This window comes from Streptomyces mirabilis (genome assembly GCF_039503195.1).
Classification (GTDB): Bacteria; Actinomycetota; Actinomycetes; order Streptomycetales; family Streptomycetaceae; genus Streptomyces; species Streptomyces mirabilis_D.
This window is the reverse complement of record NZ_JBCJKP010000001.1, coordinates 5,863,922-5,889,848: the sequence shown is the minus strand read 5'-3', so window position 1 is coordinate 5,889,848 and position 25,927 is coordinate 5,863,922. Positions and strand designations below refer to the sequence as shown.

Here is a 25,927-nt window from a genome sequence, read left to right as displayed (position 1 = left end):
GTACGAACGCCCCAGTGATCCCACACACTCAGCGACGCTCAACTCACCTTCCGTGAAAGTCCGTTGACTTCACGGTCCGATCATCCGTCGTCCGTAACCCAAGTGCCGCGACGCTCGTTGTGCGGGATACAGGCTCCCTGTGGTCACGACCCGGCCATCGCCGATCACCCGATCGTGTGGATGTACTCGGGGCGTGCAACCCTCAGGACCCCCTGGGGAGTCGACCGTCTTGACGAGAGGAGGTGCCGCCAGTGATCGCGAACGTATCGGCACACCGGCGGGCGAACGCCTTCGCCCAGGCCCTGGAGGAGCAGTCCGACCAGGGCACGGCGGCCGAGCAGCCCGATGGATCGGCACCGTCCCAGGCTGCGTCGGAACAGACCGAGCAGGGCCTTCTGTTGGCCCTCGCCACCGGTCTCGGCGAGCTGCCCAAACCGGAGCTGGACCCCGAGGTCAAGGTCGTGCAGCGAGCACAGCTCGTGGCAGCGATGGAGGCCATGCTGCTGGAAGGCACCGCGGCGGGGGGCGAAGGTCCGGACCGTTCCGTGCCCGAGCAGCGCTCGCACCGGGCACGGGGCGCACACCGGGCGACCGGGCTGGGGAAGCTGCGACCGCGTTCGCGTTTGTCCAAGGGCCTGGCCGCGGGCGGGCTCACCGTGGGCGTGGCAGCCGGAGCCTTCGGCGGCGTGGCGGCCGCCAGCTCCGACGCCCTGCCCGGTGACTCGCTCTACGGGCTCAAACGAGGCATGGAGGACATCAAACTCGGCCTGGCCCACGGCGACAGCGACCGCGGCGAGCTCTACCTCGACCAGGCGTCCACACGCCTGAGCGAGGCACGCCGGCTGATGGAGCGTGGCCGCTCGGGCCACCTCGACCACGAGTCCCTGGGCGAGATCCGCCGCGCCCTGTCCGGCATGCAGCACGACGCCTCCGAGGGCCACCGCCTGCTGTACGAGGCGTACGAGCGGGACGGTTCGCTGGGCCCCATCCAGGCCCTGTCCGCCTTCGCCCAGTCGCACCGCGAGGCCTGGGGCGCACTGCGCGACCGGCTGCCCGTCCAGCTCGGCGACGTCAGTCAGCAGGTCTCGTCGGTGTTCGCAGCCATAGACGAAGAGGTCGACCCGTTGCTCCCGGGAGCCCCGGCGAAGGAGGGCACGGGCCGTCACCGGGGTGCAAGTTCGGACGCCCCCGGCTCGTCGTCCGGTACGGACCGTCCGGCGCCCAGCGCCAGCAGCGGCTCCGGCACCGGCAGCCACAGCAGCGGCAAGCCGAAGCCGTCCAGCACCAGCAGCACCGGTGAGGGCCTGCTCGGCGGCACCACGGGCGGTCTCCTGGACCCGCCCAAGGACACCACCAGCTCGTCCCCGTCGGCCGGCAAGTCCAGCCCGACGAGTGGCGCGCCGGACGTCACCCTGCCCCCGCTGCTGCCCGGTCTCCTCCCGGGCCTGGGCATCGACAGCGAGGACAGCAGGTAACTCCGCCACGTGGCTGGGGGCGCCCTTCTCAGGAAGGGCGCCCCCAGCCACGTACGTCCGTCACCGGTGGAACGTCCGGCGGAAGAACATCCGTCCGTCCGGCGGAGCATCCGTCAGAAGAAGACAGACCGGCGCTGCACCAGCAGCTTGTACAGCGTGTGCTGGATCTGCTCCCTGACCTGGTCCGTCAGGTTGAACATCAGCATCGGGTCCTCGGCGGCCTCCGGCGGATAGCCGTCCGTGGGGATCGGTTCACCGAACTGGATCGTCCACTTCGTGGGAAGCGGGACGGCGCCCAGCGGACCCAGCCACGGGAAGGTCGGCGTGATCGGGAAGTACGGGAAACCCAGCAGCCGCGCCAACGTCTTCGCGTTGCCGATCATCGGATAGATCTCCTCCGCGCCGACGATCGAGCACGGAATGATCGGGGCGCCCTGCCGCAGAGCCGTCGACACGAACCCGCCCCGGCCGAAGCGCTGGAGCTTGTAGCGCTCCCCGAACGGCTTGCCGATGCCCTTGAAGCCCTCCGGCATCACACCGACCAGCTCGCCGCGCTCCAGGAGCCGTTCGGCGTCCTCGGCGCAGGCGAGGGTGTGCCCGGCCTTGCGGGCCAGCTCGTTGACCACCGGCAGCATGAAGACCAGGTCGGCCGCAAGAAGGCGCAGATGGCGGCTCTCGGGGTGGTTGTCGTGGACGGCGACCTGCATCATCAGGCCGTCCAGCGGGAGGGTGCCCGAGTGGTTGGCGACGATCAGCGCGCCGCCGTCGGTCGGGATGTTCTCGATGCCCTTCACCTCGACCCGGAAGTACTTCTCGTACAGCGGCCGGATCAGGGACATCAGGACCTGCTCGGTGAGCTCCTGGTCGTACCCGAAGTCGTCGATCTCGTAGTCACCGGTGAGACGCCGACGCAGGAAGGCGAGACCACCGGCGACGCGCCGTTCCAGCCCGCCGCTCACCCGCGCCTGTGACGTCGACGGCGCGTTGTTCGGCGTCGACGGCTGAGACGGCTGTTCCTCACGCGTCACAGGAACATCATCCTGCGGGAAGGCCCGGCCAGGCAGAGGCTGGACCTCACGTACCACCGCGGGATCACCCTTGCGCCGGCTCCCCGCGGCCCGCCGCCGCGGCGGGCGCTGCACAGCACCCCCGCGCGACCGGTCGTCGTCGAACGGAATGACCTTGGCGTCCGCCATCGTCGATGCGCTCCTCAGTTGGCGCTCAGTGTCGGGGGGTGGCCGCCGCCCACGAAACGCAGCGCGGCGATCCGGTCGACGGCCCCCGCGAGGGCCTCGGGGGGCAGGAGTCCGGGCCCCCGGCTGCGTGCGAAGTCCGCGAAGGTCTCCGCGGTCGAGTATCTCGGTTTGTAGCCCAGCGTCTCGCGCATCTGGTTCGTCGACACGACCCTGCCGTGGGTGAGCAGCCGCAGCTGCTCAGGCGAGAAGTCCGTCACTCCCAGGGTACGCACCACCGTGCCCGCCCAGCTGAGCGCCGGCAGCAGCAGAGGCACCGTGGGACGGCCCAGGCGTCGAGCGCACTGCGAGAGCAACAGGACGCCGTCTCCGGCGATGTTGAAGGTGCCGCTGTTGAGCGTGCCGCGCTGTGGATCGTGGGAGGCGATCCGCAGTACCTCGATCACATCGTCCTCGTGCACGAACTGCAGCCGTGGGTCGTAGCCGAAGACGGTCGGCAGCACCGGCAGCGCGAAGTACGAGGCGAGCGGCGAGTCGGCGCTCGGCCCGAGGATGTTCGCGAACCGCAGCACACACACGGCGACGTCGGGCCGCCGCCGCGCGAAGCCACGCACATACCCCTCGACCTCCACCGTGTCCTTCGCGAAGCCGCCGCTGGGCAGCGACTTGGGCGGGGTGGTCTCGGTGAACACGGCCGGATCTCGCGGCGCGGACCCGTAGACGTTCGTACTGGACTTCACGACGAGCCGCTTGACCGACGGGGACTTCTGGCAGGCGCCCAGCAGCTGCATGGTGCCGATGACGTTGGTCTCCTTGACCGTCGTCCGGCTGCCGCCGCCCAGCGCGATGCCCGTCACATCCATGTGGACGACCGTGTCGACGGAGTGCTCGGCGAGCACGCGGGCGATCGTGGGCTGGCGGATGTCGGCCTGGACGAACTCGGCCTCGCCCAGATGGTGCTCGGGCAGCACCGCGTCCACGGCGATCACCCGGTCCACCTGAGGGTCACGCTGGATCCGTCGTACGAACCGGCCTCCCAGCTGACGGGCCACTCCGGTGACGAGCACGACCTTCCCCAAGATCAGCGCCTCTCTTCCCGTTCTGGACGTGAGCCGACGTAGCTCTGCTCGTACCCTGCCGTGTTCCCCGTGTGCCGCCAACCTAGCGGGTTGATGTTGCGCTGTGATGACCACCCGATGCACGAAGTGACGACAGCCACGAACGTACGATCAGACCAAGCCACACGGCACATGGGCGTATGCACAGCATCGCCCTCCGGGGCCCTCGCGCAGGAGACGCGCGCACGCTCCCCACGGAAAGTACCCGCTCTGGGCGAAAGCCGCCGCGACGACGGAGACCGGTACGCCGAGACCCTGGCCGGAAAACGGCTGTGGCCCCCCACCGGCCGGTGGGGGGCCACAGAGCGCGCCGTTCGCAGCGCTCGCACAAGCGCAAGGACGAGCCCCGGCGATGCGGGGCACGGTCTTACTTCTTGTTGCGACGCTGAACGCGAGTGCGCTTGAGCAGCTTGCGGTGCTTCTTCTTGGCCATCCGCTTGCGCCGCTTCTTGATAACAGAGCCCACGACTACCCTCGCTCACTTCTCTTTACTCGGTGCTGGGCTGCATGGGCCCATACGACCTATGAGGGGCCAGCCTACCCGTCCGAGCGCTGAGGTCGTAATCGAGGGGATCCGAGTGGATTCCCGAGTCGACCACAAGGGCCTCTCGGGAACCCCTCGAAGCAACCGTCAGGCTGTCTCCACCCCCACATAGCTCTCGCGGAGGTACTCGTGAACCGCTTGCTCCGGCACCCGGAAGGACCTCCCCACCCGGATCGCCGGCAGATGACCGCTGTGCACCAAGCGGTACACGGTCATCTTCGACACTCGCATCACCGAGGCGACTTCCGCCACGGTAAGGAACTGAACCTCGTTCAGAGGCCTCTCGCCAGCTGCAGCCATGACACACCTGAACCTTCCGCACTCGACGGCCACCGGCTTCCCCTTCCGGTGACTCTTCGTCGTTGCGTGCTCACTCCCCAATGTAGGGGCGGGTGATGCGAGTGGGGAAGAGGAGATGGCATCGGCCGCCTACTGTGACAGACACGCTCGATTGAGTACATAGCGAGTAAGCGGTCGGTAGTAATCAGACCGCACAGCGTCATCAAGCGGAACGACGACGGACACCCGCCCCTCTGCCTCTCCGACGAAGAGCGCAGGATCGTCCGTATCGGCCAGCCCCATGGCCTCGAACCCCAGCTGACCTGCTCCGCAGACCCAGCCGTGGTCCCCGACGACGAGTTCCGGGAGCGGCCCGCCACCCTCCGCGGCGGCCGCCAGAACGGTCCGAACCGGCAGCGGTGAATGGGTATGTGCGCCGGTCGCACCACCGGGGGCTTGCGTGCCGGGTTCGCGTACCAGCGCGACACCTTGTACGTAGTCAAGGTTGTACGTGCGTAGGCCGAACCGGGTCGTTATGTCGACAGAGCTACCCTGCGCGGGGGTGAGGACGGCACATCCCGCCGCCGACAGGGCGTCCGCAAGGGCGGCGTAGAAACCGAGCAGACGGTGCGGGTGACCGGTCCCGAGGAGTACCGGCTCGCGCTTGCGGGCCGCCGTTCCGAGTCGCGCCGCGAAGGAATCGAGCGCGACCAGAGTCCGCTCAGGGTCGATCACATCATGCCCACTCGTGTGCGCCGGATCGGCCGAAACTCCACACTTGTCGGCCATCAACTCGATCAGGTCCCGCTGCTCCCACGTCCACTCGGGATCGAGCCCGAGCAGCACCCGGGGATCGCGGGCCGCGAAGAGCCGATAGCTCCGCAGACTCTCCTCACGCGAGGTGGCAACGGGCCCGGCCAATCGGGCCGCCAGCAGGTGCGCACGTAATGCTCCGGTGCTCAACACGTCAGCGATGCTGACGCACATGACCCCTCTTCACCCCGAATTTCCCGGAAACGCCCCACAGTTGGCGTAATGCGCGCTCTGGCCCCCTGTCCCCGACAGAGCCCCACGCGGAACGCGAGGCCACCGCACCAGGCCACGCGCCACGCACCCCCAGCCGGGGTACGGGAGCACGGCCACCGCGGGGTCCATGCCGGAGCCCGACCGAGGACAGGCCTCGGGGGGTCCGGGGCCGCAGCCCCGCCGGAGGCAGGCCTCGGCGGCGTGAGGGCGGGCGCAGCCCCGCCGGGGTCGAAAAGGAGCAGCTCCCTGGGGGTGCAGGGGCGCAGCCCCCCCAGGGGGCGAAGGGGCGGAGCCCCTGGGGGTCCGGGGGCGAAGTCCCGCCGGGGATCCGGGGGCGGAGCCCCAGGGGGTCCGGGGGCGCATCGTCAGGGGGGCGAAGGGGCGCAGCCCCTGGGGATGGGTCGGGTAGGGGCGGCGGGGGCGAAGAAGGGTCAGGGCAGCAGGCCCCGTAGGGGGAACACCGCACGGCGCGTCGCGACAATCGCCTGGTCGAGACGGTCGGCCGGGTCGTACCCGGACTCCCACCCCTTCCAGGACACGGGCCACCGCCCGTCCGTCATCCGCACGGGCGCCAACTGCCGCGTACGAGCGAAGACCTCCTGCCGCCAGCTCTCGGGAATCACCGTCTCGGGATCGATGGGCCGCCCCGCCGCGACGGCGACCAGATGCGTCCACGACCGCGGCACGACGTCCACGACCGCGTACCCGCCCCCACCCAACGCGACCCACCGCCCGTCGGCGTACTCGTGCGCCAGGTCGTGACAGGCGACCTGCACGGCCCGCTGCGCGTCGAGCGAGACGGCCAGATGAGCGAGCGGATCCTCGAAGTGGGTGTCGGCACCGTGCTGGGTGACCAGCACCTGCGGCCGAAACTCGGCGACGAGCTCAGGCACCACGGAGTGGAACGCCCGCAGCCACCCCGCGTCCCCGGTCCCGGCAGGCAGCGCGACATTGACGGCGGAGCCCTCCGCCGAGGAGGCCCCCGTCTCCTCCGGCCACCCGGTCTGCGGGAACAGCGTCCGCGGATGCTCGTGCAGCGAGATCGTCAGAACCCGGGGGTCCTCCCAGAACGCCGTCTGCACCCCGTCCCCGTGATGCACGTCGACATCCACGTACGCGACCCGCTCGGCCCCCAGTTCCAGCAGCCGCGCGATCGCGAGCGAGGCGTCGTTGTAGATGCAGAACCCGGACGCCCCACCCGGCATCGCATGGTGCAGCCCACCCGCGAAGTTCACCGCGTGCAGCGCGTCCCCGTGCCACACCGCCTCCGCCGCCCCGACCGACTGCCCGGCGATCATCGCCGACACCTCGTGCATTCCCGCGAAGGCGGGATCGTCCATGGTCCCGAGCCCGTACGAGGCATCCGCGGCCCCCGGATCCACCGACGCGGCCTTGACCGCCTCGACATAGTCCTCACGATGCACGAGCCGCAACGTCGACTCCCCGGCCGGCTTCGCCGCGACGACATCCACCTCCCGATCGAGCCCGAAGGCGTCGACCAGTCGCCGGGTCAGCGCCAGCCGGACCGGATCCATCGGATGGTCCGGGCCGAAGTCATAGCCCGTTACTGCCTCGTCCCACATCAGCTGTGCGCGGCCGCTCATGTCCGTCACCGTATCGGTCCGGTTCGGGCGCGAACGAGCGGGCGTACCCCAAGGTCGCCAGGACCAACACCATCGGTACAAGCATGGCGCCCCGGTAGTTCCAGGCGTCCCCCAGCGCCCCCACCAACGGCGAACCGATCAAGAACCCGACGTAATTGAAGATGTTCAGCCGTGCGATGGCAGCGTCCGAAGCCCCGGGAAACAACCGTCCGGCCGCCGCGAACGTCTGCGGCACCAGCACACACAACCCCAGCCCCAGCAAAGTGAACCCGAGCATCCCGACCCACGCCCCCGGCGCCACCGCCACCACCGCGAACCCCAGCGCCGCCACGACCGCCCCCAGCCGTACGACGGCCACCGCCCCGAACCGCCGCACCCCGAAGTCCCCGACGGCCCGCCCCACCAGCGTCATCACCATGTAGACGTTGTAGGGAACGGTCGCCAACTGCTCCGAACTGCCCAGCACATCCTGCAGATACTTCGCACTCCAGTTTGAAACCGTCGAGTCCCCGATGTACGCGAACGTCATCACCAGACACAGCGGCAACAGCAGCCTGAAGACCAGGGCCCCACTCTCCCCCTGCTCCTTCCCGGCCGCGGCATCGACGTTGCCACCGGTGCCGGTACCGGCATCGGCATCAAGCCCAGAGGCGGCGTCCCCGTCGACGTACCACCGACTCCCCACGAACGCCGCCGGCAGCAGCACCAGCACCACCGGCAGATAGGACACGAAGAGCGAGAGATGCCAGTGCGCCCCCACCCAGGCGAGCGAGGCGCCCACGATCCCGCCCAGGCTGTACGTGGCGTGGAAACCGAGCATGATGCTGCGCCCGTACGTCCGCTGGAGGCTCACCCCGAGCATGTTCATGGACGCGTCGAGCGCGCCGACCGCGAGCCCGAAGGCGCCGAGCGCGACCGCCAGTTCGACCAGCCGGTCCCCCGACCCGACCCCCAGCAGCGCCAGCAGCACAATGGGCTGGGACCAACGCAGCAGCCGACTGGGCCGTATTCGCTTCACCAGTTGCTCGGTCGTCACGCTGCCGACCCCGGCGAGGATCGGCACGGCGGCCAGGAACGCGGGCAGCAGCGCGTCGGAGACGCCGTACCGGTCCTGGATGGCCGGAATGCGCGTCACGAGCAGGGCAAAGGTGGCGCCCTGAGCGAAGAAGCTGAACGCCAAAGAGGCCCTACCGCGCCGCAGCACATCTGTCATGGCGGCGAGCGTAGGGCCCCGGCATACCGGTGGGTAGATCCAGCCGAAGATGAATTTTGCTCAACTCTTCGGCTGGACGGTCCCGGCGACCTCGTTCTCCAGCAGCTTCTCCATCGGAACGACCGCCAGCCGCCCACCGACCAGGATGGCCACCGCGATCGCACCGAGCATCACGACCGTGCCCAGCCAGACCATCGTGTCGACCGGCAGGGTGTACGCGCCCACGATCCGCGCGACGCACTCCGCGAGCAGCGCCACGCCCCAGACCAGGGAGAAGGTCCGCTCGGCCTTCCGGAACCGCGGGGAGCCGGCCGCCAGCCGGTCCCACGCGGCGCTCTTCGCCGCGTCGCCCTTGATGAGGAACGGCTTCATGCCCGCCGTCATCATCGGCCTGCCGAGCTTCACGGACACCAGGATGCCGATGCCGATCGCGCTGCTGACCCCGCTGTCCTTGGCCAGCATCAGCCGCGGGTCACCGGCGACAAGGCTGAGCGCCAGCCCGACGACGTTGACGAACAGGATCAGCCCGGCCAGGGCGTTGGCCTTGCGCTCCTTCACCGCGCCCCACACGGTCCGCACCGCCGGCACCACGCTGCTCCAGCCGAGGGCCGCCATGGTGCTCATGCCGAACCCGTTCTTGAGGAGGTAGTACGACCCGACGGGCACCGCCACGTCGAGGATCAGCGGCAGGAAGCTGGGCCTGGCGGCGGCATCGGCGCTCATGGCGGCCGATGCCTCGACAGTCGTCGCTCCAGTGCTGGTCTCGATGGCCGTGATGCTCATGATCGGGTCCCTCCGTCGTCGCTGTGTACGTCCCGTTCCGATGTACTCAGCTTCGCGGTCGGACCCCACTCGCCGACAGAAACGATCGTCCGGAGCTCGGCGTGACAAATGTCAGTGCCGTGCGATGGGTGCCGTCATACGAGCAGGTCAGCCAACTCGCCCAGTTCGGAGAAGAGTTGAGTGGCACCGGTGAGCTTGGCGGCCGGCGTCATGGCGGTGAACCCGTACACGTCCATCCCCGCGGCGTTCGCCGCCCGCACCCCGAGCGGACTGTCCTCCACGACGACGCACCGCTCCGGCGCCACGCCCATCCGCTCGGCCGCGTGAAGGAACAGATCGGGTGCCGGCTTGCCCCGCCCCACATCCTGCGAACTGAAGACACGCCCGTCGTCGAACCATCGGTCGAGCCCGGTCTTGCGATGCCCCACCCGGATCCGCTCATGGCTCCCGGAGGAGGCCACGCAGTACGGGACCTCGTCCGCGGCCAGCTTCTCCAACACCTGCACGGCGCCGGGAACGGGTTGCAGCTCCCGCTCGAAGGCGGCGAACACCCGCCCGTGAAAGACGTCGTCGAAATCCTCCGGCAGCCGCTGCCCGCTCCGCTCCCGGACGAGCTCGTGGATACGGTGCATGGCAGACCCCATGTAGTCCCGGATGGACTCCTCGTACGAGGTCGGATACCCGAGTTCGGTGAGATAGGCGGCCAGGATCGTGTTGGAGATCGGCTCACTGTCCACGAGGACGCCGTCGTTGTCGAAGATCACCAGGTCATAGCGCATGACAAAACACTAGACCCTCGAACGCAGAAAACCCCCGTACCGATTTCCCGGTACGGGGGTTCTCCCTACAAATAGTTCGGCGGCGTCCTACTCTCCCACAGGGTCCCCCCTGCAGTACCATCGGCGCTGTGAGGCTTAGCTTCCGGGTTCGGAATGTAACCGGGCGTTTCCCTCACGCTATGACCACCGAAACACTATGAAACTGTGACTACCGCACCACACCCAGTGGCCCTGGGAATGGGGTTGTTCGTGGTTTCAGAACCAACACAGTGGACGCGAGCAACTGAGGACAAGCCCTCGGCCTATTAGTACCGGTCACCTCCAGCGGTTACCCGCCTTCCAGATCCGGCCTATCAACCCAGTCGTCTACTGGGAGCCTTAACCCCTCAAAGGGGGTGGGAATACTCATCTCGAAGCAGGCTTCCCGCTTAGATGCTTTCAGCGGTTATCCCTCCCGAACGTAGCCAACCAGCCATGCCCTTGGCAGGACAACTGGCACACCAGAGGTTCGTCCGTCCCGGTCCTCTCGTACTAGGGACAGCCCTTCTCAATATTCCTACGCGCGCAGCGGATAGGGACCGAACTGTCTCACGACGTTCTAAACCCAGCTCGCGTACCGCTTTAATGGGCGAACAGCCCAACCCTTGGGACCGACTCCAGCCCCAGGATGCGACGAGCCGACATCGAGGTGCCAAACCATCCCGTCGATATGGACTCTTGGGGAAGATCAGCCTGTTATCCCCGGGGTACCTTTTATCCGTTGAGCGACGGCGCTTCCACAAGCCACCGCCGGATCACTAGTCCCGACTTTCGTCCCTGCTCGACCCGTCGGTCTCACAGTCAAGCTCCCTTGTGCACTTACACTCAACACCTGATTACCAACCAGGCTGAGGGAACCTTTGGGCGCCTCCGTTACTCTTTAGGAGGCAACCGCCCCAGTTAAACTACCCATCAGACACTGTCCCTGATCCGGATCACGGACCCAGGTTAGACATCCAGCACGACCAGAGTGGTATTTCAACGACGACTCCACAACAGCTGGCGCTGCCGCTTCAAAGTCTCCCACCTATCCTACACAAGCCGAACCGAACACCAATATCAAACTGTAGTAAAGGTCCCGGGGTCTTTCCGTCCTGCTGCGCGAAACGAGCATCTTTACTCGTAGTGCAATTTCACCGGGCCTATGGTTGAGACAGTCGAGAAGTCGTTACGCCATTCGTGCAGGTCGGAACTTACCCGACAAGGAATTTCGCTACCTTAGGATGGTTATAGTTACCACCGCCGTTTACTGGCGCTTAAGTTCTCAGCTTCGCCACCCCGAAGAGTGACTAACCGGTCCCCTTAACGTTCCAGCACCGGGCAGGCGTCAGTCCGTATACATCGCCTTACGGCTTCGCACGGACCTGTGTTTTTAGTAAACAGTCGCTTCTCGCTGGTCTCTGCGGCCACCCCCAGCTCAGAGTGCAAGACTCATCACCGGTGATGGCCCCCCTTCTCCCGAAGTTACGGGGGCATTTTGCCGAGTTCCTTAACCATAGTTCACCCGAACGCCTCGGTATTCTCTACCTGACCACCTGAGTCGGTTTAGGGTACGGGCCGCCATGAAACTCGCTAGAGGCTTTTCTCGACAGCATAGGATCATCCACTTCACCACAATCGGCTCGGCATCAGGTCTCAGCCTTGATGTGCGACGGATTTACCTATCGCACGGCCTACACCCTTACCCCGGGACAACCACCGCCCGGGATGGACTACCTTCCTGCGTCACCCCATCACTCACCTACTGCAGGTCTGGTCCGTCGGCTCCACCACTCCCCTTTGCCCGAAGGCTCCGGGGCGGCTTCACGGACTTAGCATCGCCTGGTTCAATGTTTGACGCTTCACAGCGGGTACCGGAATATCAACCGGTTATCCATCGACTACGCCTGTCGGCCTCGCCTTAGGTCCCGACTTACCCTGGGCAGATCAGCTTGACCCAGGAACCCTTAGTCAATCGGCGCACACGTTTCTCACGTGTGTATCGCTACTCATGCCTGCATTCTCACTCGTGAACCGTCCACCACTGCCTTCCGGCGCGGCTTCACCCGGCACACGACGCTCCCCTACCCATCACAGCCGCCGTTGGGCGTATTGCTGCAATGACACGACTTCGGCGGTACGCTTGAGCCCCGCTACATTGTCGGCGCGGAATCACTAGACCAGTGAGCTATTACGCACTCTTTCAAGGGTGGCTGCTTCTAAGCCAACCTCCTGGTTGTCTGTGCGACTCCACATCCTTTCCCACTTAGCGTACGCTTAGGGGCCTTAGTCGATGCTCTGGGCTGTTTCCCTCTCGACCATGGAGCTTATCCCCCACAGTCTCACTGCCGCGCTCTCACTTACCGGCATTCGGAGTTTGGCTAAGGTCAGTAACCCGGTAGGGCCCATCGCCTATCCAGTGCTCTACCTCCGGCAAGAAACACACGACGCTGCACCTAAATGCATTTCGGGGAGAACCAGCTATCACGGAGTTTGATTGGCCTTTCACCCCTAACCACAGGTCATCCCCCAGGTTTTCAACCCTGGTGGGTTCGGTCCTCCACGACCTCTTACAGCCGCTTCAACCTGCCCATGGCTAGATCACTCCGCTTCGGGTCTTGAGCGCGCTACTAAATCGCCCTATTCGGACTCGCTTTCGCTACGGCTTCCCCACACGGGTTAACCTCGCAACACACCGCAAACTCGCAGGCTCATTCTTCAAAAGGCACGCAGTCACGACGCACTGAGTAAACTCAATGCGCGACGCTCCCACGGCTTGTAGGCACACGGTTTCAGGTACTATTTCACTCCGCTCCCGCGGTACTTTTCACCATTCCCTCACGGTACTATCCGCTATCGGTCACCAGGGAATATTTAGGCTTAGCGGGTGGTCCCGCCAGATTCACACGGGATTTCTCGGGCCCCGTGCTACTTGGGTGTTTCTCAAACGAGCCGTTGACGTTTCGACTACGGGGGTCTTACCCTCTACGCCGGACCTTTCGCATGTCCTTCGCCTACATCAACGGTTTCTGACTCGTCTCACGGCCGGCAGACCGTGAAAGAGAAATCCCACAACCCCACATACGCAACCCCTGCCGGGTCTCACACGCATATGGTTTGGCCTCATCCAGTTTCGCTCGCCACTACTCCCGGAATCACGGTTGTTTTCTCTTCCTGCGGGTACTGAGATGTTTCACTTCCCCGCGTTCCCTCCACATACCCTATGTGTTCAGGTATGGGTGACAGCCCATGACGACTGCCGGGTTTCCCCATTCGGAAACCCCCGGATCAAAGCCTGGTTGACGACTCCCCGGGGACTATCGTGGCCTCCCACGTCCTTCATCGGTTCCTGGTGCCAAGGCATCCACCGTGCGCCCTTAAAAACTTGGCCACAGATGCTCGCGTCCACTGTGCAGTTCTCAAACAACGACCAACCACCCATCACCCCGAACCTTCCGGATCGAGTGCACTGGGGCCGGCACTGAAGGCAGCCAACAATCGGCCGTACCCTCAGACACCCAACAGCGTGCCCGGCAACCCCCGCCACTCATGATCAGCTTTCCACGCCCCGAAGAGCAGTACTCACAGCCTGAGATGACTGAAGATGCCGAATAATCAACGTTCCACCCATGAGCAACCACCGTCGAACGTGTGCCGACGTAATGGCCCTGGACCACCGGGCAAGCCCGGCAGCCTAGATGCTCCTTAGAAAGGAGGTGATCCAGCCGCACCTTCCGGTACGGCTACCTTGTTACGACTTCGTCCCAATCGCCAGTCCCACCTTCGACAGCTCCCTCCCACAAGGGGTTGGGCCACCGGCTTCGGGTGTTACCGACTTTCGTGACGTGACGGGCGGTGTGTACAAGGCCCGGGAACGTATTCACCGCAGCAATGCTGATCTGCGATTACTAGCAACTCCGACTTCATGGGGTCGAGTTGCAGACCCCAATCCGAACTGAGACAGGCTTTTTGAGATTCGCTCCGCCTCACGGCTTCGCAGCTCATTGTACCTGCCATTGTAGCACGTGTGCAGCCCAAGACATAAGGGGCATGATGACTTGACGTCGTCCCCACCTTCCTCCGAGTTGACCCCGGCAGTCTCCTGTGAGTCCCCATCACCCCGAAGGGCATGCTGGCAACACAGAACAAGGGTTGCGCTCGTTGCGGGACTTAACCCAACATCTCACGACACGAGCTGACGACAGCCATGCACCACCTGTACACCGACCACAAGGGGGGCACTATCTCTAATGCTTTCCGGTGTATGTCAAGCCTTGGTAAGGTTCTTCGCGTTGCGTCGAATTAAGCCACATGCTCCGCTGCTTGTGCGGGCCCCCGTCAATTCCTTTGAGTTTTAGCCTTGCGGCCGTACTCCCCAGGCGGGGAACTTAATGCGTTAGCTGCGGCACCGACGACGTGGAATGTCGCCAACACCTAGTTCCCACCGTTTACGGCGTGGACTACCAGGGTATCTAATCCTGTTCGCTCCCCACGCTTTCGCTCCTCAGCGTCAGTAATGGCCCAGAGATCCGCCTTCGCCACCGGTGTTCCTCCTGATATCTGCGCATTTCACCGCTACACCAGGAATTCCGATCTCCCCTACCACACTCTAGCTAGCCCGTATCGAATGCAGACCCGGGGTTAAGCCCCGGGCTTTCACACCCGACGTGACAAGCCGCCTACGAGCTCTTTACGCCCAATAATTCCGGACAACGCTTGCGCCCTACGTATTACCGCGGCTGCTGGCACGTAGTTAGCCGGCGCTTCTTCTGCAGGTACCGTCACTTTCGCTTCTTCCCTGCTGAAAGAGGTTTACAACCCGAAGGCCGTCATCCCTCACGCGGCGTCGCTGCATCAGGCTTTCGCCCATTGTGCAATATTCCCCACTGCTGCCTCCCGTAGGAGTCTGGGCCGTGTCTCAGTCCCAGTGTGGCCGGTCGCCCTCTCAGGCCGGCTACCCGTCGTCGCCTTGGTAAGCCACTACCTCACCAACAAGCTGATAGGCCGCGGGCTCATCCTTCACCGCCGGAGCTTTTAACCCACCCAGATGCCCGGGCAGGTGTTATCCGGTATTAGACCCCGTTTCCAGGGCTTGTCCCAGAGTGAAGGGCAGATTGCCCACGTGTTACTCACCCGTTCGCCACTAATCCACCCCGAAGGGCTTCATCGTTCGACTTGCATGTGTTAAGCACGCCGCCAGCGTTCGTCCTGAGCCAGGATCAAACTCTCCGTGAATGTTTTCCCGTAATCGGGACGACACCACGAGAGCGGAACCGAAGGGAGGAATAATCCCCACGGTTCACAGCGTCCTCGCTGTGCGCCCACCGAGACCATGCCCGGCAGGACTTTTTCAAAGGAACCTCGCCCCAGCCGATCGGCCGGAGACGGGGTATCAACATATCTGGCGTTGATTTTTGGCACGCTGTTGAGTTCTCAAGGAACGGACGCTTCCTTTGTACTCACCCTCTCGGGCTTTCCTCCGGGCGCTTCCCTTCGGTCCTGCTGTCCTGCTTTGTTCTTGCGTTTCCGACTCTATCAGACCGTTTCCCGATCCGATTTCCTCGGCGCTTTCCAGGTTTCCGCTTCCGCGTTTCCCTTTCCGGCGGTTCCGACTCTATCAGATCCTTTCGGGCCTGATTCCCAGTCAGCGGGGCTTGTCTTCCCGGCCCTTGGGCCGTTCCGACGAGTGAGACTTTAGCGGATTCCTGGCTCCCGAGCTAATCGGGGTGGCGCCCTTTCGAACGCGGATTCCTCATTTCGCAAACACGCATGAAAACGAGCCGACGACGAGTCGCCGTTCGCTGAGTGCTTGTTGCGGAATGGCTGTCCGGGGACCGACCGGGGTCGGCGCTCACGTCGGACAACTCGGAGAACACTACGTACCGGGTAGGGGCGTGTCAAATCCGCCCCGCGATGCCCTCCGGAGGCGTAACCTCGGGGCCATGACTATGCATACGTGCACCAAGCAGTGGTGGGCCGCCTGACGGCGGCCGTACACACGTATGTACTCAACGGCCGCCGCCTCGGCGGCCGTTTTTGTGTCTCCCTCCTGGGGGCCGGCCGGCGGGTGCGGCGGCCTCGACCAGGAGGTGGAGAGATGACGCGGGTCTTCAGTGGGGTCAAGCCGACCGGGCATCTGACGCTGGGGAACTATCTCGGGGCCATGCGACGGTGGGCCGACGTCGACCAGCACCAGGCCGACGCCCTGTTCTGCGTCGTCGACCTGCACGCGCTGACCGTGGACCACGATCCGGGGCGGGTACGCAGGCTCAGTAGGCAGGCGGCGACGTTGTTGCTGGCCTCGGGGCTCGATCCGGAGCTGTGCACCGTCTTCGTACAGAGTCATGTGGACGAGCACGCGCGGCTGTCGTATCTGCTGGAGTGCGTCGCGACCGACGGGGAGATGCGGCGGATGATCCAGTACAAGGAGAAGGCCGCACGCGAGCGGGAGCGGGGCGGGAGTGTGCGGCTGTCCCTCCTGACGTATCCCGTGTTGATGGCGGCGGACATCCTGGCGTACGGGACCGACGAGGTGCCGGTCGGGGACGACCAGACGCAGCATGTGGAGCTGACCCGGGATCTCGCGGTGCGGTTCAACCAGCGTTACGGGCACACCTTCGTGGTGCCCCGGGCCACGCGGCCGCAGGTCGCGGCGCGGGTCATGAATCTGCAGGAGCCGACGTCGAAGATGGGCAAGAGCGATGACGTGGGGCCGGGCGTCGTCTATCTGCTCGATGAGCCGGATGCCGTACGGAAGAAGATCATGCGGGCCATGACCGACAGCGGGCAGGACGTCGTGTACGACCCCGAGGCGCGGCCGGGGATCTCGAACCTGCTGGAGATTCTCGCCGCCTGTGAGGGCGCGGATCCGGAAACCCTGGGCGGCGCCTATGAGTCGTACGGCGCTTTGAAGAAGGACACCGCCGAGGCCGTGATCGAACTCCTCGGGCCCGTGCAGGAGAGGCACCAGCGGTTGTGCGCGGATCCCTCGTATGTGGAGGGGGTTTTGCGCGACGGCGCCGCAAAGGCCCGGGAGATGGCGCGTCCTCGGGTGGACGCGGCGTATCGGGCGATCGGGCTGCTGGCCGCCGGCTGACGTCCCGGAGGGGGAGGGGATGGGCGAGCGGCGGGGCCGGGGCGGTGGCCCCGGCCCCGCTGTCTCTAGCTGTTGCCGGAGGCCAGTTCGCGGCTGCGGTCGCGGGCTGCCTCCAGTGCGGCGATGAGGGCCGCGCGGACGCCGTGGTTCTCGAGTTCGCGGATCGCGTTGATCGTGGTGCCCGCGGGAGAGGTGACGGCCTCGCGGAGTTTCACGGGGTGCTCCCCGCTGTCGCGGAGCATCACGGCGGCGCCGATCGCGGACTGGACGATCAGGTCGTGGGCCTTGTCGCGGGGCAGGCCGAGCAGGATGCCCGCGTCCGTCATGGCCTCGACCAGGTAGAAGAAGTACGCCGGTCCCGAGCCGGAGAGCGCGGTGCAGGCGTCCTGCTGGGACTCGGGGACGCGGAGCGTCTTGCCGACGGCGCCGAAGATCTCCTCGGCGTGGGCGAGGTGCGCTTCGGTGGCGTGGCTGCCGGCGGAGATGACGGACATCGCCTCGTCCACGAGGGCGGGGGTGTTCGTCATGACCCGGACGACCGGGGTGCCCGCGGTCAGGCGCTCCTCGAAGAAGGACGTGGGGATGCCGGCCGCGCCGCTGATCACCAGGCGGTCGGCGGGGACGTGGGGGGCGAGTTCGTCGAGGAGGGTGCCCATGTCCTGCGGCTTGACCGTGAGGATCAGGGTGTCCGCGTTCTTGGCGGCCTCGGCGTTGGTGACGGCGGTGACGCCGTAGCGCTCCTGGAGTTCCCTGGCGCGCTCGGGGCGGCGGGCCGTGACCAGCAGGTCGGTGGGGGCCCAGCCGGATCGGATCACTCCGCTGAGCAGGGCTTCGCCGATCTTGCCGGTGCCGAGGACTGCGACTTTCTGGGTCATGGTGCGGGTGCCCTCCGGGGGTGCGTCGTCCTGGGGGTCATCCTCGCACTTGGGGGGTCGGGCGGGGTGGGGTGTCCGTTGGGCGGACGGGGGTGCTCCGTTGCCGTGGAGGCCCAGACCTCCGGGTGGGTGCTTCGGCTGCGGGGCAGTGGGGGCTTGGCGCGCAGTTCCCCGCGCCCCTGGGGGCGGGGCTGCGCCCCTGCCCCTATCGGCGTCGGCGTGGACGCGTCATGCGGTGCGGCGCCTCAGGGTTGCCGCGCCCAGGGCCAGGACCAGGAGGGCGCAGCCCGCCACGATGAACGCGTCGCGGACGAAGTTGGTCGTCATGTCGGTGTGCTTGAGGACTTCGTTCATGCCGTCGACGGCGTAGGACATGGGCAGGACGTCGGAGAGGGCTTCGAGGACGGGGTGCATGGTGGAGCGGGCCGTGAAGAGGCCGCAGAGGAGGAGCTGGGGGAAGATCACCGCCGGCATGAACTGGACCGCCTGGAATTCCGAGGCCGCGAAGGCCGAGACGAAGAGGCCGAGCGCCGTGCCGAGCAGGGCGTCGAGGAGGGCCACGAGCAGCAGGAGCCAGGGGGAGCCCGTGACGTCGAGGCCGAGGAACCAGACCGCGAGGCCCGTGGCCAGGGCCGACTGGACGACGGCGACGGCGCCGAAGGCCAGGGCGTAGCCGGCGATCAGGTCGCCCTTGCCGAGGGGCATGGCGAGGAGGCGTTCCAGGGTGCCCGAGGTGCGCTCGCGCAGGGTGGCGATGGAGGTGACCAGGAACATCGTGATCAGCGGGAAGATCCCGAGGAGGGAGGCCCCGATGGAGTCGAAGGTACGCGCGCTGCCGTCGAAGACGTAGCGGAGCAGGACGAGCATCAGGCACGGGATGAGGATCATCAGCGCGATGGTGCGCGGGTCGTGGCGGAGCTGGCGCAGGACGCGGGTCGCGGTGGCGGTCGTACGGGAGTAGTTGATCGCGCTCGGGCGGGCGGGGGCCGTCGTGCCCGCGTGCGCGGTCGCGTTCGTGGGCGTGGTCGCGTTCGTGGGCGTGGTCATCGGACGGTCTCCTTGCGGGTGCCGGCGGTCGCGGTGGCCTCGTCGACCAGGTGGAGGAAGGCGGCCTCGACGGTGTCGCGTCCGGTGCGTTCGCGCAGGGCGTCGGGTGTGTCGTCGGCGAGGATCTCGCCCTCGCGCATCAGGAGCAGGCGGTGGCAGCGCTCGGCCTCGTCCATGACGTGGGAGGAGACCAGCAGCGTCGCCTTTCGTTCCGTGGCGATGGCGTGGAAGAGGTTCCACAGGTCGCGGCGCAGGACCGGGTCGAGGCCGACGGTGGGCTCGTCGAGGACCAGGAGTTCGGGGGTGCCGAGCAGCGCGACGGCGAGGGAGACGCGGTTGCGCTGGCCTCCGGAGAGGTTGCCGGCGAGGGAGTCGGCGTGGGTGGTGAGGTCGACGTCGGCGATGGCCTGGGTGACATGGGCGTCGCGGCGGTCGGCGGCGGTGCGGCCGGGGTCGAGGATCGCGGCGAAGTAGTCGAGGTTCTGGCGGATGGTCAGGTCGTCGTAGACCGAGGGGGCCTGGGTGACGTATCCGATGCGGGAGCGGAGTGCGGCGTCGCCGGCGGGGCGGCCGAGGACTTCGAGGGTGCCGGTGACTTTGGCCTGGGTGCCGACGATGGTGCGCATGAGGGTGGACTTGCCGCAGCCGGAGGGGCCGAGGAGTCCGGTGATCTGGCCGCGGGGTACGGCGAAGTCGAGGCCGCGCAGGACGGTGCGGGGGCCGCGTACGACGGTGAGGCCTTCGGCGTGGATGGCGGTGGCCGGGGACCGGAGGGACTGGGAGGACTGGGGGGTGGTGGTGGCCGTGTCCGTGGCGCGGTCGGGGGGCCGAGGAGCGATATTCATCATGTGATGAATATGGATCGGGAGGGATGGCGCCGTCAAGCCCGGTCGCACTCGACGGCGCAGGCGCGCGGCGGCGCGATCGGAAGGGGGCGCTCCGGCGTGCGGTGAGGTGGTGCGCTTCCGTGTTCACTCGGCGGTTACACGGAAGGGCTGCGCGACCAACTCCCGTTACCGACAATGGATTTCAGTGCGCGGTCATATGCCCACCGGCTTCGGTCCCGCGCCGTTGGATCCGCCGCGCCCTCCCCCGGCTCGGCACCCACGCATCTTCCGCTCTCAACCGGAGGTGCCGTTGCCATGCGTAAAGCCGATCTGCGTCGAGCCGATCTGTTCGCGTCTCTCGTCGTGTTTCTCGTCGCGTTGCCGTTGTGTGTAGGGGTCGCCATCGCCTCGGGCGTGCCGGCCGAGTTGGGGCTGGTGACCGGGATAGTCGGCGGGCTGGTCGCCGGGGTGCTGCCCGGGAGCAGCCTTCAGGTGAGCGGGCCGGCGGCCGGGCTGACCGTGCTGGTGTACGAGGCGGTGCAGACGTACGGGCTACGGGCCCTGGGTGTGCTCGTGCTCGGCGCCGGGCTGGTGCAGCTCACACTCGGGGCGCTGCGGCTCGGGCGGTGGTTCCGGGCCGTGTCCGTGGCGGTGGTGCAGGGGATGCTCGCCGGAATCGGGCTGGTGCTGATCGCGGGCCAGGTCTACGCGATGGGTGACGCGTCCGCGCCCGCGAGCGGGCTCGGGAAGATCGCCGGGCTGGTGTCGCTGCCCGGGGACGCGCACCCGGTGGCCCTCGCGGTCGGGGGCGCCACCGTGGTCGTACTGCTGCTGTGGCCGCGTTGGCGGCGCGGGGCGCGGGTGGTGCCGGCACCGTTGCTGGCAGTGGCGCTCGCGGCGGGTGTGACCGGGCTGTTCGATCTGTCCGTGCGGCGGGTCGAGGTGCGCGGGCTGCTCGATGCCGTGCAACCGCCGTCCTTGGCGGACCTGGGACGGCTCACGGAAGTGGGCATGCTCGGGACGGTGGTCGCCTTCGCGCTGATCGCCTCCGCCGAGTCGCTGTTCAGCGCGGCGGCGGTGGACCGTCTGCACCGGGGGCCGCGGACCGACTACGACCGTGAACTCATCGCGCAGGGTGCCGGGAACGCCGTGTGCGGGGCGCTCGGGGCGCTGCCGATGACCGCGGTGATCGTGCGGAGCGCGGCGAATGTGCAGGCCGGGGCCCAGACCAAGGTCTCGCGCGTACTGCACGGGGTGTGGCTGCTGGTCTTCACGGTGGTGGTGCCCGGGGTCCTCGGGATCATTCCGGTGGCGGCGCTGGCGGGGTTGCTGGTGCACGCGGGCTGCAAGTTGGTGCCGGTGCGGGAGGTGCGGGTGCTGTGGCGCGGGCATCGCGGGGAGGTGATCGTGCTGGGGGTGACGGCGGTGGCGATCGTGGTGGGGAATCTCTTTGAAGGCGTGCTGGTCGGGCTTGCGCTCGCCGTCGCCAAGACCGCGTGGGACATCAGCCATGTGCAGGTGGAGACGGAGGACCGGGGGGCCGCGGGGATGGTCGTACGGGTGATGGGGAACGCCACGTTCCTACGCCTGCCGAAGCTGCTGGACGCCTTGGAGGCGTTGCCGCACGACCGTGACGTACGGCTGGAGTTGGGCGGGTTGCGGCATGTGGACCACGCGTGTGCGGCGGCCCTGGAGCGGTGGGCCGCCGCGCGGGATCACGAGCGGGTGGCCACGATCACCAGTACGTCGTAGACCTCCTCGACCCTGCCGTCCGGGAAGGTCTCCAGCAGGCGGGTGCGCTCCTCGGCGAGGAAGGCGTCGGTGTCTTCCTTGCCCTGGATCAGGAAGGCCGAGTGGCTGCCGATGTTGGCGAGGTGGGTGTCCACGGGGACGCGGCGGCTCCAGCGGACGACGCGGGGGGTGTGGGGCGGGGTTTCGGGGGCGCCCTTGAAGGCGCGTTCGGTGAGGAAGCGTACGGCTCGCCGGCGGGATTCGGTGTCTTTCGGAGTCTTGGTGGCCGTGCCTTCTTCGGTCTTGGTGGCGGCGCCTTCTTCGGCTTTCGTGGCGGTGCCTTCTTCGGTGGGGTGGGCGTCCTCGAAGTACTGATCGATGCGCTGGGCCTGGGCGGCGATCCAGGGGACGTCGAGGGCGGACGTGTTCCACCAGAGCGCGAGGGCGCCGCCGGGGCGCAGGACGCGGAAGGCCTCCGGGAGGGACTGGGCCGGGTTCGTCCAGTGCCAGGACTGGGCGTAGGTGAGGAAGTCGGCGGAGGCGGTGGCGAGGGGGAGGGTGTCGCCGGTGCCCCGGACCAGGGGGATGTCGGGGTGGGCGCGGCGGAACTCGGCGGCCATGCCCTCCCCGGGTTCCACGGCGATCACGTCCGCGCCTCGGGCGTGCAGGAGGGTGGTGGAGATGCCGGTGCCCGCGCCCACGTCGACGACCTTCGCGCCCTTGAGGGGGCGGGCGGCGAGGTCTTCGAGGGTGGTGAAGAGGGCAGGTGGGTAGGAGGGGCGGTTCGCGGCGTACTGGGCTGCGGCCGTGTTGAAGGAGTGGGCCCGGGTGGTGTGGGAGAAGTGCGGGTGGGTCGTCATAAGGGAATGGTGGTGCGGGTCGGGGGTGGAGAACAGCGGATTTCGCCCCCGCCGCCCCTACCCGTCCCGTCCCTGGGGGCTCCGCCCCCAGCCCCCGGGTGGGTTTGTCGGGTGCGGGTGGGTGGGGGCTTGGCGCGCAGTTCCCCGCGCCCCTGAGGCACGGAGCCGCGCCCCGGCCTGTCAGGGGCGGCGGCGTTTTTTGGAGGGGTTGCGGGAGCGGCGCTCGTACTGGCGGCGTGCCTCCTCGTACTCCTCGCGGGCCAGCTTCTCGCCCGGGGCCTCGGTGAGGGTGCGGAAGGCGTAGGCGAGCAGGGAGCCGATGAAGCCGATGGCCAGGAGGCCGCGGAGGGAGGCCTGGCGGTCGGGGTCGGGGCGCTTGGAGAAGGCGTCCCAGGTGTGGCGGAACGCGAGCGCGCTGCACACCGCGAACATCACCACGACCAGGAGGGTCACCGGTTTGCCGACGTCCGCGATCGCCAGGCCCTGGTAGGCGAAGCGGAGCACGAAACAGGCGGCGACCGCGGCGGCGAGCGAGCCGACGGCCACGGCGATGCGGCGGGCCGTGTAGCCGCCGTCCTGGGCCACCCAGGTCGTCCCGAAGAAGCGGAGGGGTTCGGGCTGGGGTCCCGCGGGGGTACCGGATGGGTTCTCGTCACTCACCCGACGATTATCGCTCCGGCCGGCCGCGGGGCCCCAGGCCACGTTCGGACCCCTGCCCTCGTTCGGGCCCAGGCCTAGTTCGGTCAGGCGCAGCGCGGCGCGACGTAGCCGTCGCTGCCCGTCTTCACGTAGGCGTCGGACACGAACTGGCCGTTGGCGATGTTGTCCCAGATGTTCGTCGTCCCGTAGTAGCCGCTGACGGACTCCCCCGGGCACTGGCAGTAGATCGGGACGCTCGAGCCCGCCGGCAGCGTGCGGACGACGCTGTAGTGCGTGCCCGGGCCGCTGCGGACGTTCAGGCTGTATCCCGGTGCGACGGGATACGTGCGGGTCGACTCCGCGCTCAGCGGCTCGGCCGCCGCCGTCTCCCCCGCGCCTGCGATCTCTATGTCTTCCGTGGCCATCCTGGCCTCCCCCGTTGCATGCTTGTCTGAAACGCTTGCCGTGAATGGTTCACGCCAAAATCGCGCTGCGCGTCGAGGCTAGCAAGCCGCCGATGGTTCGCACGAAGCATCGACTAGGCTCTGCGCGTCGCGCATGCGGACGGACCCACGGGGGTGAGTGATGCCGCTAGAGCGCAGCGCCGGTGCAGACCCGGAAGCGGAACTTCCGCGATTCGCCGGGCAGTACCAGCTGGAGGCGCAGCTCGGCTCCGGTGGCATGGGCATCGTGCATCTGGCGCGGTCCGCCTCCGGGTTGCGGCTCGCCGTCAAGGTCGTACATGCCGGATTCGCGCAAGACCCCGAGTTCCGGGGGCGGTTCAGGCAGGAGGTCGCGGCCGCTCGGCGGGTCAGCGGTGCCTTCACCGCACCCGTTGTGGACGCCGACCCCGAGGCCGAACACCCGTGGATGGCTACGCTGTTCATTCCCGGGCCGACCCTCGCCGAGCATGTGAAGCGGAATGGGGCACTGCCTCCGGCCCGACTGCGCCACCTGATGGCCGGCCTCGCCGAGGCACTGCGCGACATTCACCGGGCCGGCGTCGTGCACCGCGATCTCAAGCCCAGCAACGTCCTCTTGGCCGACGACGGGCCCAAAGTCATCGACTTCGGCATTTCGCGGCCATCCGACAGTGAACTGCGGACGGAGACAGGCAAATTGATCGGCACGCCGCCGTTCATGGCGCCGGAGCAATTCCGCAGGCCGCGGGAGGTCGGACCGGCCGCCGACGTCTTCGCGCTGGGCTCGGTGATCGTGCACGCGGCCACCGGCAGCGGTCCCTTCGACTCCGACAGTCCGTATCTCGTGGCCTATCAAGTCGTCCATGACGAGGCGGACTTGACAGGCGTCCCGGAGGAGCTGGCGGGCCTTGTCGCACGCTGCCTCGCCAAGGAGCCCGAGGACCGGCCCACACCGGACGAGCTGATGACGGCGCTGAAGGCGGTGTCGGCCTCGTACGACACGCAGGCGTTCATTCCTGAGCAGCGTGGTTCGGGTACTGCCGAGCAGCGCGGCTCGGGCATCCCTGGACAGCGTGGATCGAGCGGGCAGTCGGCGACCTCCGCGCGGGTCAGACCCTCCATGCCAAAGAGGCCCGAGGACTCCAGGAAACTCAAGAGGGTCCTTGCAAGGCGTTGGCGGCTCTCGGTCGCCGTTACCGCTGCCGTGGTCACCGCCGCGGTCGTCGGTACCCTCACCCTCGTCGACGGCACCGACGTCAAAACACCGAAGAAGAGCGCAGGGCAACGGTCGCAGAGCGGCTTCCAGCCGTGGGACATCGGCCTGAGCGCCCGCGGTGCCAAGGCCGAGGGCCTGCCCCGATGCACGTACACACCGCACGAGTTGTACTGCGTCCGCCCCGGCGTCCTGGCCGCCGCGGTCGACCCGGCCGACGGACACATCCTGTGGTCGCGCGGCGACACGGACCAGGGAAGCCACTACTCGACGACGGCGCCGCCCGTGCTGTCCGGCGGGCTTCTGCAGATTGTCAGCGGAGACGGACGACGGCTGACGGCGCTGGACCCCGCCACCGGCACAACCCGGTGGAGCCGTGACACCGCGCGCTACCAAGGTCGTATCGCCCATGTCGGCGGCGTCGTCCTGCTCACCGGGCCGGACGGCAAGGTCACCGCACTCGATGCCGCGACGGGCGAGGAGAAGTGGCACCGCTCGATCCCCGGCCAGCCGTCACCGAGCTTCTTCTCGTACGAGGACGCAGTCGCCTACACCCTGACGGGGACCGGGAACGGAACACGGGTGACAGCCGTGGACCCGCAGACCGGCACCACGCGCTGGCAGCGGGGTCTGGACGGGACGCTGACCATCGTGGGAGCCCATGACGGAGTGGTCTGGTTCACCTCGAGCGCGACCGACCAGTACACGGATGCCGTCGTGCGGTACGACACGGCCGACCGCTCGGTCCGCCGTATCCCGCTGCCCATTCCGCTGCCGTCGTCACAGGCCGCCGTGCAGGGCGACAAGGTGTACCTGCTGGCCGGCGGAGGGGCGTTGGTCGCCGTGGACACCGGGACGTCGGCCCAGCTCTGGCGCGTGGAGACCTCCGTCAGCACGGCCTCGGCTCCCGTCGTGTCCGGGCGACGGCTCTACCTGACCGCGGTGGACGGACGGCTCCTGGCCGTGGACACCGCACGCGGCACCCTGCTCGGTCAGACGAAGTCGCGGCTCGGCGACGACCGGGGCTCGCTCGTCGGCGCCATCCCGGCGCCGCTCGCGGCCGACGGAAGGGTGTACTCGGCCGCTCCGGACGGATCGCTCTTCGCGGTCGACGGGCGCGATCCCTCCGCCTGGTGAAGCGCGGAAGGGGCCGCTCACGGAGCGGCCCCTTCCGATGAGTTTCTG

The 25,927-nt window shown here is 67.4% G+C and carries 19 protein-coding genes and 3 rRNA genes; 4 read left to right on the top strand and 18 right to left on the bottom strand.

The window, feature by feature from the left end:
• Window positions 1-251 precede the first annotated feature (251 nt).
• Window positions 252-1,475, top strand: coding sequence for a DUF5667 domain-containing protein (locus tag AAFF41_RS27215; RefSeq protein WP_319749984.1), 1,224 nt, complete (start codon window positions 252-254; stop codon window positions 1,473-1,475).
• A gap of 113 nt (window positions 1,476-1,588) precedes the next feature.
• Here AAFF41_RS27215 and AAFF41_RS27210 read toward each other — a convergent pair whose 3' ends face one another.
• The 12 genes from AAFF41_RS27210 to AAFF41_RS27155 all read right to left on the bottom strand — a co-directional run bounded on the left by AAFF41_RS27210 (window position 1,589) and on the right by AAFF41_RS27155 (window position 15,267).
• Complete coding sequence (locus tag AAFF41_RS27210; RefSeq protein ID WP_054230020.1) at window positions 1,589-2,671, bottom strand: lysophospholipid acyltransferase family protein; 1,083 nt, start codon at window positions 2,669-2,671, stop codon at window positions 1,589-1,591.
• A gap of 14 nt (window positions 2,672-2,685) precedes the next feature.
• Window positions 2,686-3,747, bottom strand: coding sequence for an NAD-dependent epimerase/dehydratase family protein (locus tag AAFF41_RS27205; RefSeq protein ID WP_319749983.1), 1,062 nt, complete (start codon window positions 3,745-3,747; stop codon window positions 2,686-2,688).
• A gap of 406 nt (window positions 3,748-4,153) precedes the next feature.
• Window positions 4,154-4,252 carry a 30S ribosomal protein bS22 gene (locus AAFF41_RS27200; protein WP_003948845.1) on the bottom strand — a complete coding sequence of 33 codons (99 nt, stop codon included), beginning with the start codon at window positions 4,250-4,252 and terminating at the stop codon, window positions 4,154-4,156.
• Between the two features lie 165 nt (window positions 4,253-4,417).
• Window positions 4,418-4,630, bottom strand: coding sequence for a helix-turn-helix domain-containing protein (locus tag AAFF41_RS27195; protein ID WP_004984898.1), 213 nt, complete (start codon window positions 4,628-4,630; stop codon window positions 4,418-4,420).
• Window positions 4,631-4,759: 129 nt separating this feature from the next.
• Window positions 4,760-5,575, bottom strand: a complete 816-nt coding sequence (locus tag AAFF41_RS27190) for a phosphatase (protein WP_319750143.1) — start codon at window positions 5,573-5,575, stop codon at window positions 4,760-4,762.
• A gap of 491 nt (window positions 5,576-6,066) precedes the next feature.
• A complete protein-coding gene (locus tag AAFF41_RS27185) occupies window positions 6,067-7,239 on the bottom strand; it encodes an acetoin utilization protein AcuC (protein ID WP_319749981.1) in 1,173 nt (390 codons plus the stop codon).
• Window positions 7,190-8,452 (bottom strand): MFS transporter, encoded by a 1,263-nt coding sequence (locus AAFF41_RS27180; protein WP_319749980.1) that lies wholly within the window; start codon window positions 8,450-8,452, stop codon window positions 7,190-7,192. Before AAFF41_RS27180 ends, AAFF41_RS27185 begins: the two co-directional genes overlap by 50 nt.
• A 60-nt stretch (window positions 8,453-8,512) precedes the next feature.
• Entirely contained in the window at window positions 8,513-9,175 is a 663-nt protein-coding gene (locus AAFF41_RS27175; RefSeq protein WP_319750142.1) for a VC0807 family protein, read from the bottom strand.
• 194 nt (window positions 9,176-9,369) lie between these two features.
• Window positions 9,370-10,014, bottom strand: coding sequence for an HAD family hydrolase (locus tag AAFF41_RS27170; RefSeq protein WP_319749979.1), 645 nt, complete (start codon window positions 10,012-10,014; stop codon window positions 9,370-9,372).
• A gap of 74 nt (window positions 10,015-10,088) precedes the next feature.
• Window positions 10,089-10,205: ribosomal RNA gene (gene rrf / locus AAFF41_RS27165) — 5S ribosomal RNA — on the bottom strand.
• Window positions 10,206-10,299: 94 nt separating this feature from the next.
• Window positions 10,300-13,423 (bottom strand): 23S ribosomal RNA (locus AAFF41_RS27160).
• A 318-nt stretch (window positions 13,424-13,741) separates the two neighbouring features.
• Window positions 13,742-15,267, bottom strand: a 16S ribosomal RNA gene (locus tag AAFF41_RS27155).
• Together the 16S, 23S and 5S rRNA genes form the textbook arrangement of a ribosomal RNA operon.
• Window positions 15,268-16,129: 862 nt before the next feature.
• Here AAFF41_RS27155 and trpS point away from each other — a divergent pair.
• Entirely contained in the window at window positions 16,130-17,128 is a 999-nt protein-coding gene (trpS, locus tag AAFF41_RS27150; RefSeq protein ID WP_343324755.1) for a tryptophan--tRNA ligase, read from the top strand.
• A 65-nt stretch (window positions 17,129-17,193) separates the two neighbouring features.
• Here trpS and proC read toward each other — a convergent pair whose 3' ends face one another.
• The 3 genes from proC to AAFF41_RS27135 all read right to left on the bottom strand — a co-directional run bounded on the left by proC (window position 17,194) and on the right by AAFF41_RS27135 (window position 19,898).
• Complete coding sequence (proC, locus tag AAFF41_RS27145) at window positions 17,194-18,003, bottom strand: pyrroline-5-carboxylate reductase (protein WP_054228694.1); 810 nt, start codon at window positions 18,001-18,003, stop codon at window positions 17,194-17,196.
• A gap of 228 nt (window positions 18,004-18,231) precedes the next feature.
• Complete coding sequence (locus AAFF41_RS27140; RefSeq protein ID WP_319751807.1) at window positions 18,232-19,050, bottom strand: ABC transporter permease; 819 nt, start codon at window positions 19,048-19,050, stop codon at window positions 18,232-18,234.
• Window positions 19,047-19,898 carry an ABC transporter ATP-binding protein gene (locus AAFF41_RS27135; RefSeq protein ID WP_343324754.1) on the bottom strand — a complete coding sequence of 284 codons (852 nt, stop codon included), beginning with the start codon at window positions 19,896-19,898 and terminating at the stop codon, window positions 19,047-19,049. The genes AAFF41_RS27140 and AAFF41_RS27135 overlap by 4 nt, the downstream gene beginning before the upstream one ends.
• 294 nt (window positions 19,899-20,192) lie before the next feature.
• Between AAFF41_RS27135 and AAFF41_RS27130 the strand changes: the two genes are divergently transcribed.
• Complete coding sequence (locus AAFF41_RS27130) at window positions 20,193-21,629, top strand: SulP family inorganic anion transporter (RefSeq protein ID WP_319751809.1); 1,437 nt, start codon at window positions 20,193-20,195, stop codon at window positions 21,627-21,629.
• On the opposite strand, the gene AAFF41_RS27125 is transcribed toward AAFF41_RS27130, so the two are convergent.
• From AAFF41_RS27125 to AAFF41_RS27115, 3 genes are all read right to left on the bottom strand, one after another.
• The gene (locus AAFF41_RS27125; protein ID WP_319751810.1) at window positions 21,593-22,468 is read right to left on the bottom strand and encodes a class I SAM-dependent methyltransferase; all 876 of its coding nucleotides are present in this window, start codon (window positions 22,466-22,468) and stop codon (window positions 21,593-21,595) included. The genes AAFF41_RS27130 and AAFF41_RS27125 overlap by 37 nt on opposite strands.
• Window positions 22,469-22,648: 180 nt before the next feature.
• Window positions 22,649-23,128: an EamA/RhaT family transporter gene (locus AAFF41_RS27120; RefSeq protein WP_319751811.1), complete on the bottom strand. Its 480-nt coding sequence runs from the start codon at window positions 23,126-23,128 to the stop codon at window positions 22,649-22,651.
• An 83-nt stretch (window positions 23,129-23,211) separates the two neighbouring features.
• A complete protein-coding gene (locus tag AAFF41_RS27115) occupies window positions 23,212-23,532 on the bottom strand; it encodes a peptidase (RefSeq protein ID WP_319751812.1) in 321 nt (106 codons plus the stop codon).
• Between the two features lie 160 nt (window positions 23,533-23,692).
• Here AAFF41_RS27115 and AAFF41_RS27110 point away from each other — a divergent pair, with 160 nt between their 5' ends.
• On the top strand, window positions 23,693-25,879 hold the full coding sequence (locus AAFF41_RS27110; protein WP_343324753.1) for a serine/threonine-protein kinase: 2,187 nt from the start codon (window positions 23,693-23,695) through the stop codon (window positions 25,877-25,879).
• The last annotated feature ends 48 nt before the right edge of the window (window positions 25,880-25,927 follow it).

Bases quoted from the DNA above. Each gene is read 5' to 3' on its own strand.
- AAFF41_RS27210 (WP_054230020.1), bottom strand. From the start codon at position 2,671: ATGGCGGACGCCAAGGTCATTCCGTTCGACGACGACCGGTCGCGCGGG.
- AAFF41_RS27195 (WP_004984898.1), bottom strand. From the start codon at position 4,630: ATGGCTGCAGCTGGCGAGAGGCCTCTGAACGAGGTTCAGTTCCTTACC.
- AAFF41_RS27185 (WP_319749981.1), bottom strand. From the start codon at position 7,239: ATGAGCGGCCGCGCACAGCTGATGTGGGACGAGGCAGTAACGGGCTAT.
- AAFF41_RS27180 (WP_319749980.1), bottom strand. From the start codon at position 8,452: ATGACAGATGTGCTGCGGCGCGGTAGGGCCTCTTTGGCGTTCAGCTTC.
- AAFF41_RS27175 (WP_319750142.1), bottom strand. From the start codon at position 9,175: ATGAGCGCCGATGCCGCCGCCAGGCCCAGCTTCCTGCCGCTGATCCTC.
- AAFF41_RS27170 (WP_319749979.1), bottom strand. From the start codon at position 10,014: ATGCGCTATGACCTGGTGATCTTCGACAACGACGGCGTCCTCGTGGAC.
- trpS (WP_343324755.1), top strand. From the start codon at position 16,130: ATGACGCGGGTCTTCAGTGGGGTCAAGCCGACCGGGCATCTGACGCTG.
- proC (WP_054228694.1), bottom strand. From the start codon at position 18,003: ATGACCCAGAAAGTCGCAGTCCTCGGCACCGGCAAGATCGGCGAAGCC.
- AAFF41_RS27140 (WP_319751807.1), bottom strand. From the start codon at position 19,050: ATGACCACGCCCACGAACGCGACCACGCCCACGAACGCGACCGCGCAC.
- AAFF41_RS27135 (WP_343324754.1), bottom strand. From the start codon at position 19,898: ATGATGAATATCGCTCCTCGGCCCCCCGACCGCGCCACGGACACGGCC.
- AAFF41_RS27130 (WP_319751809.1), top strand. From the start codon at position 20,193: ATGCGTAAAGCCGATCTGCGTCGAGCCGATCTGTTCGCGTCTCTCGTC.
- AAFF41_RS27125 (WP_319751810.1), bottom strand. From the start codon at position 22,468: ATGACGACCCACCCGCACTTCTCCCACACCACCCGGGCCCACTCCTTC.
- AAFF41_RS27115 (WP_319751812.1), bottom strand. From the start codon at position 23,532: ATGGCCACGGAAGACATAGAGATCGCAGGCGCGGGGGAGACGGCGGCG.
- AAFF41_RS27110 (WP_343324753.1), top strand. From the start codon at position 23,693: ATGCCGCTAGAGCGCAGCGCCGGTGCAGACCCGGAAGCGGAACTTCCG.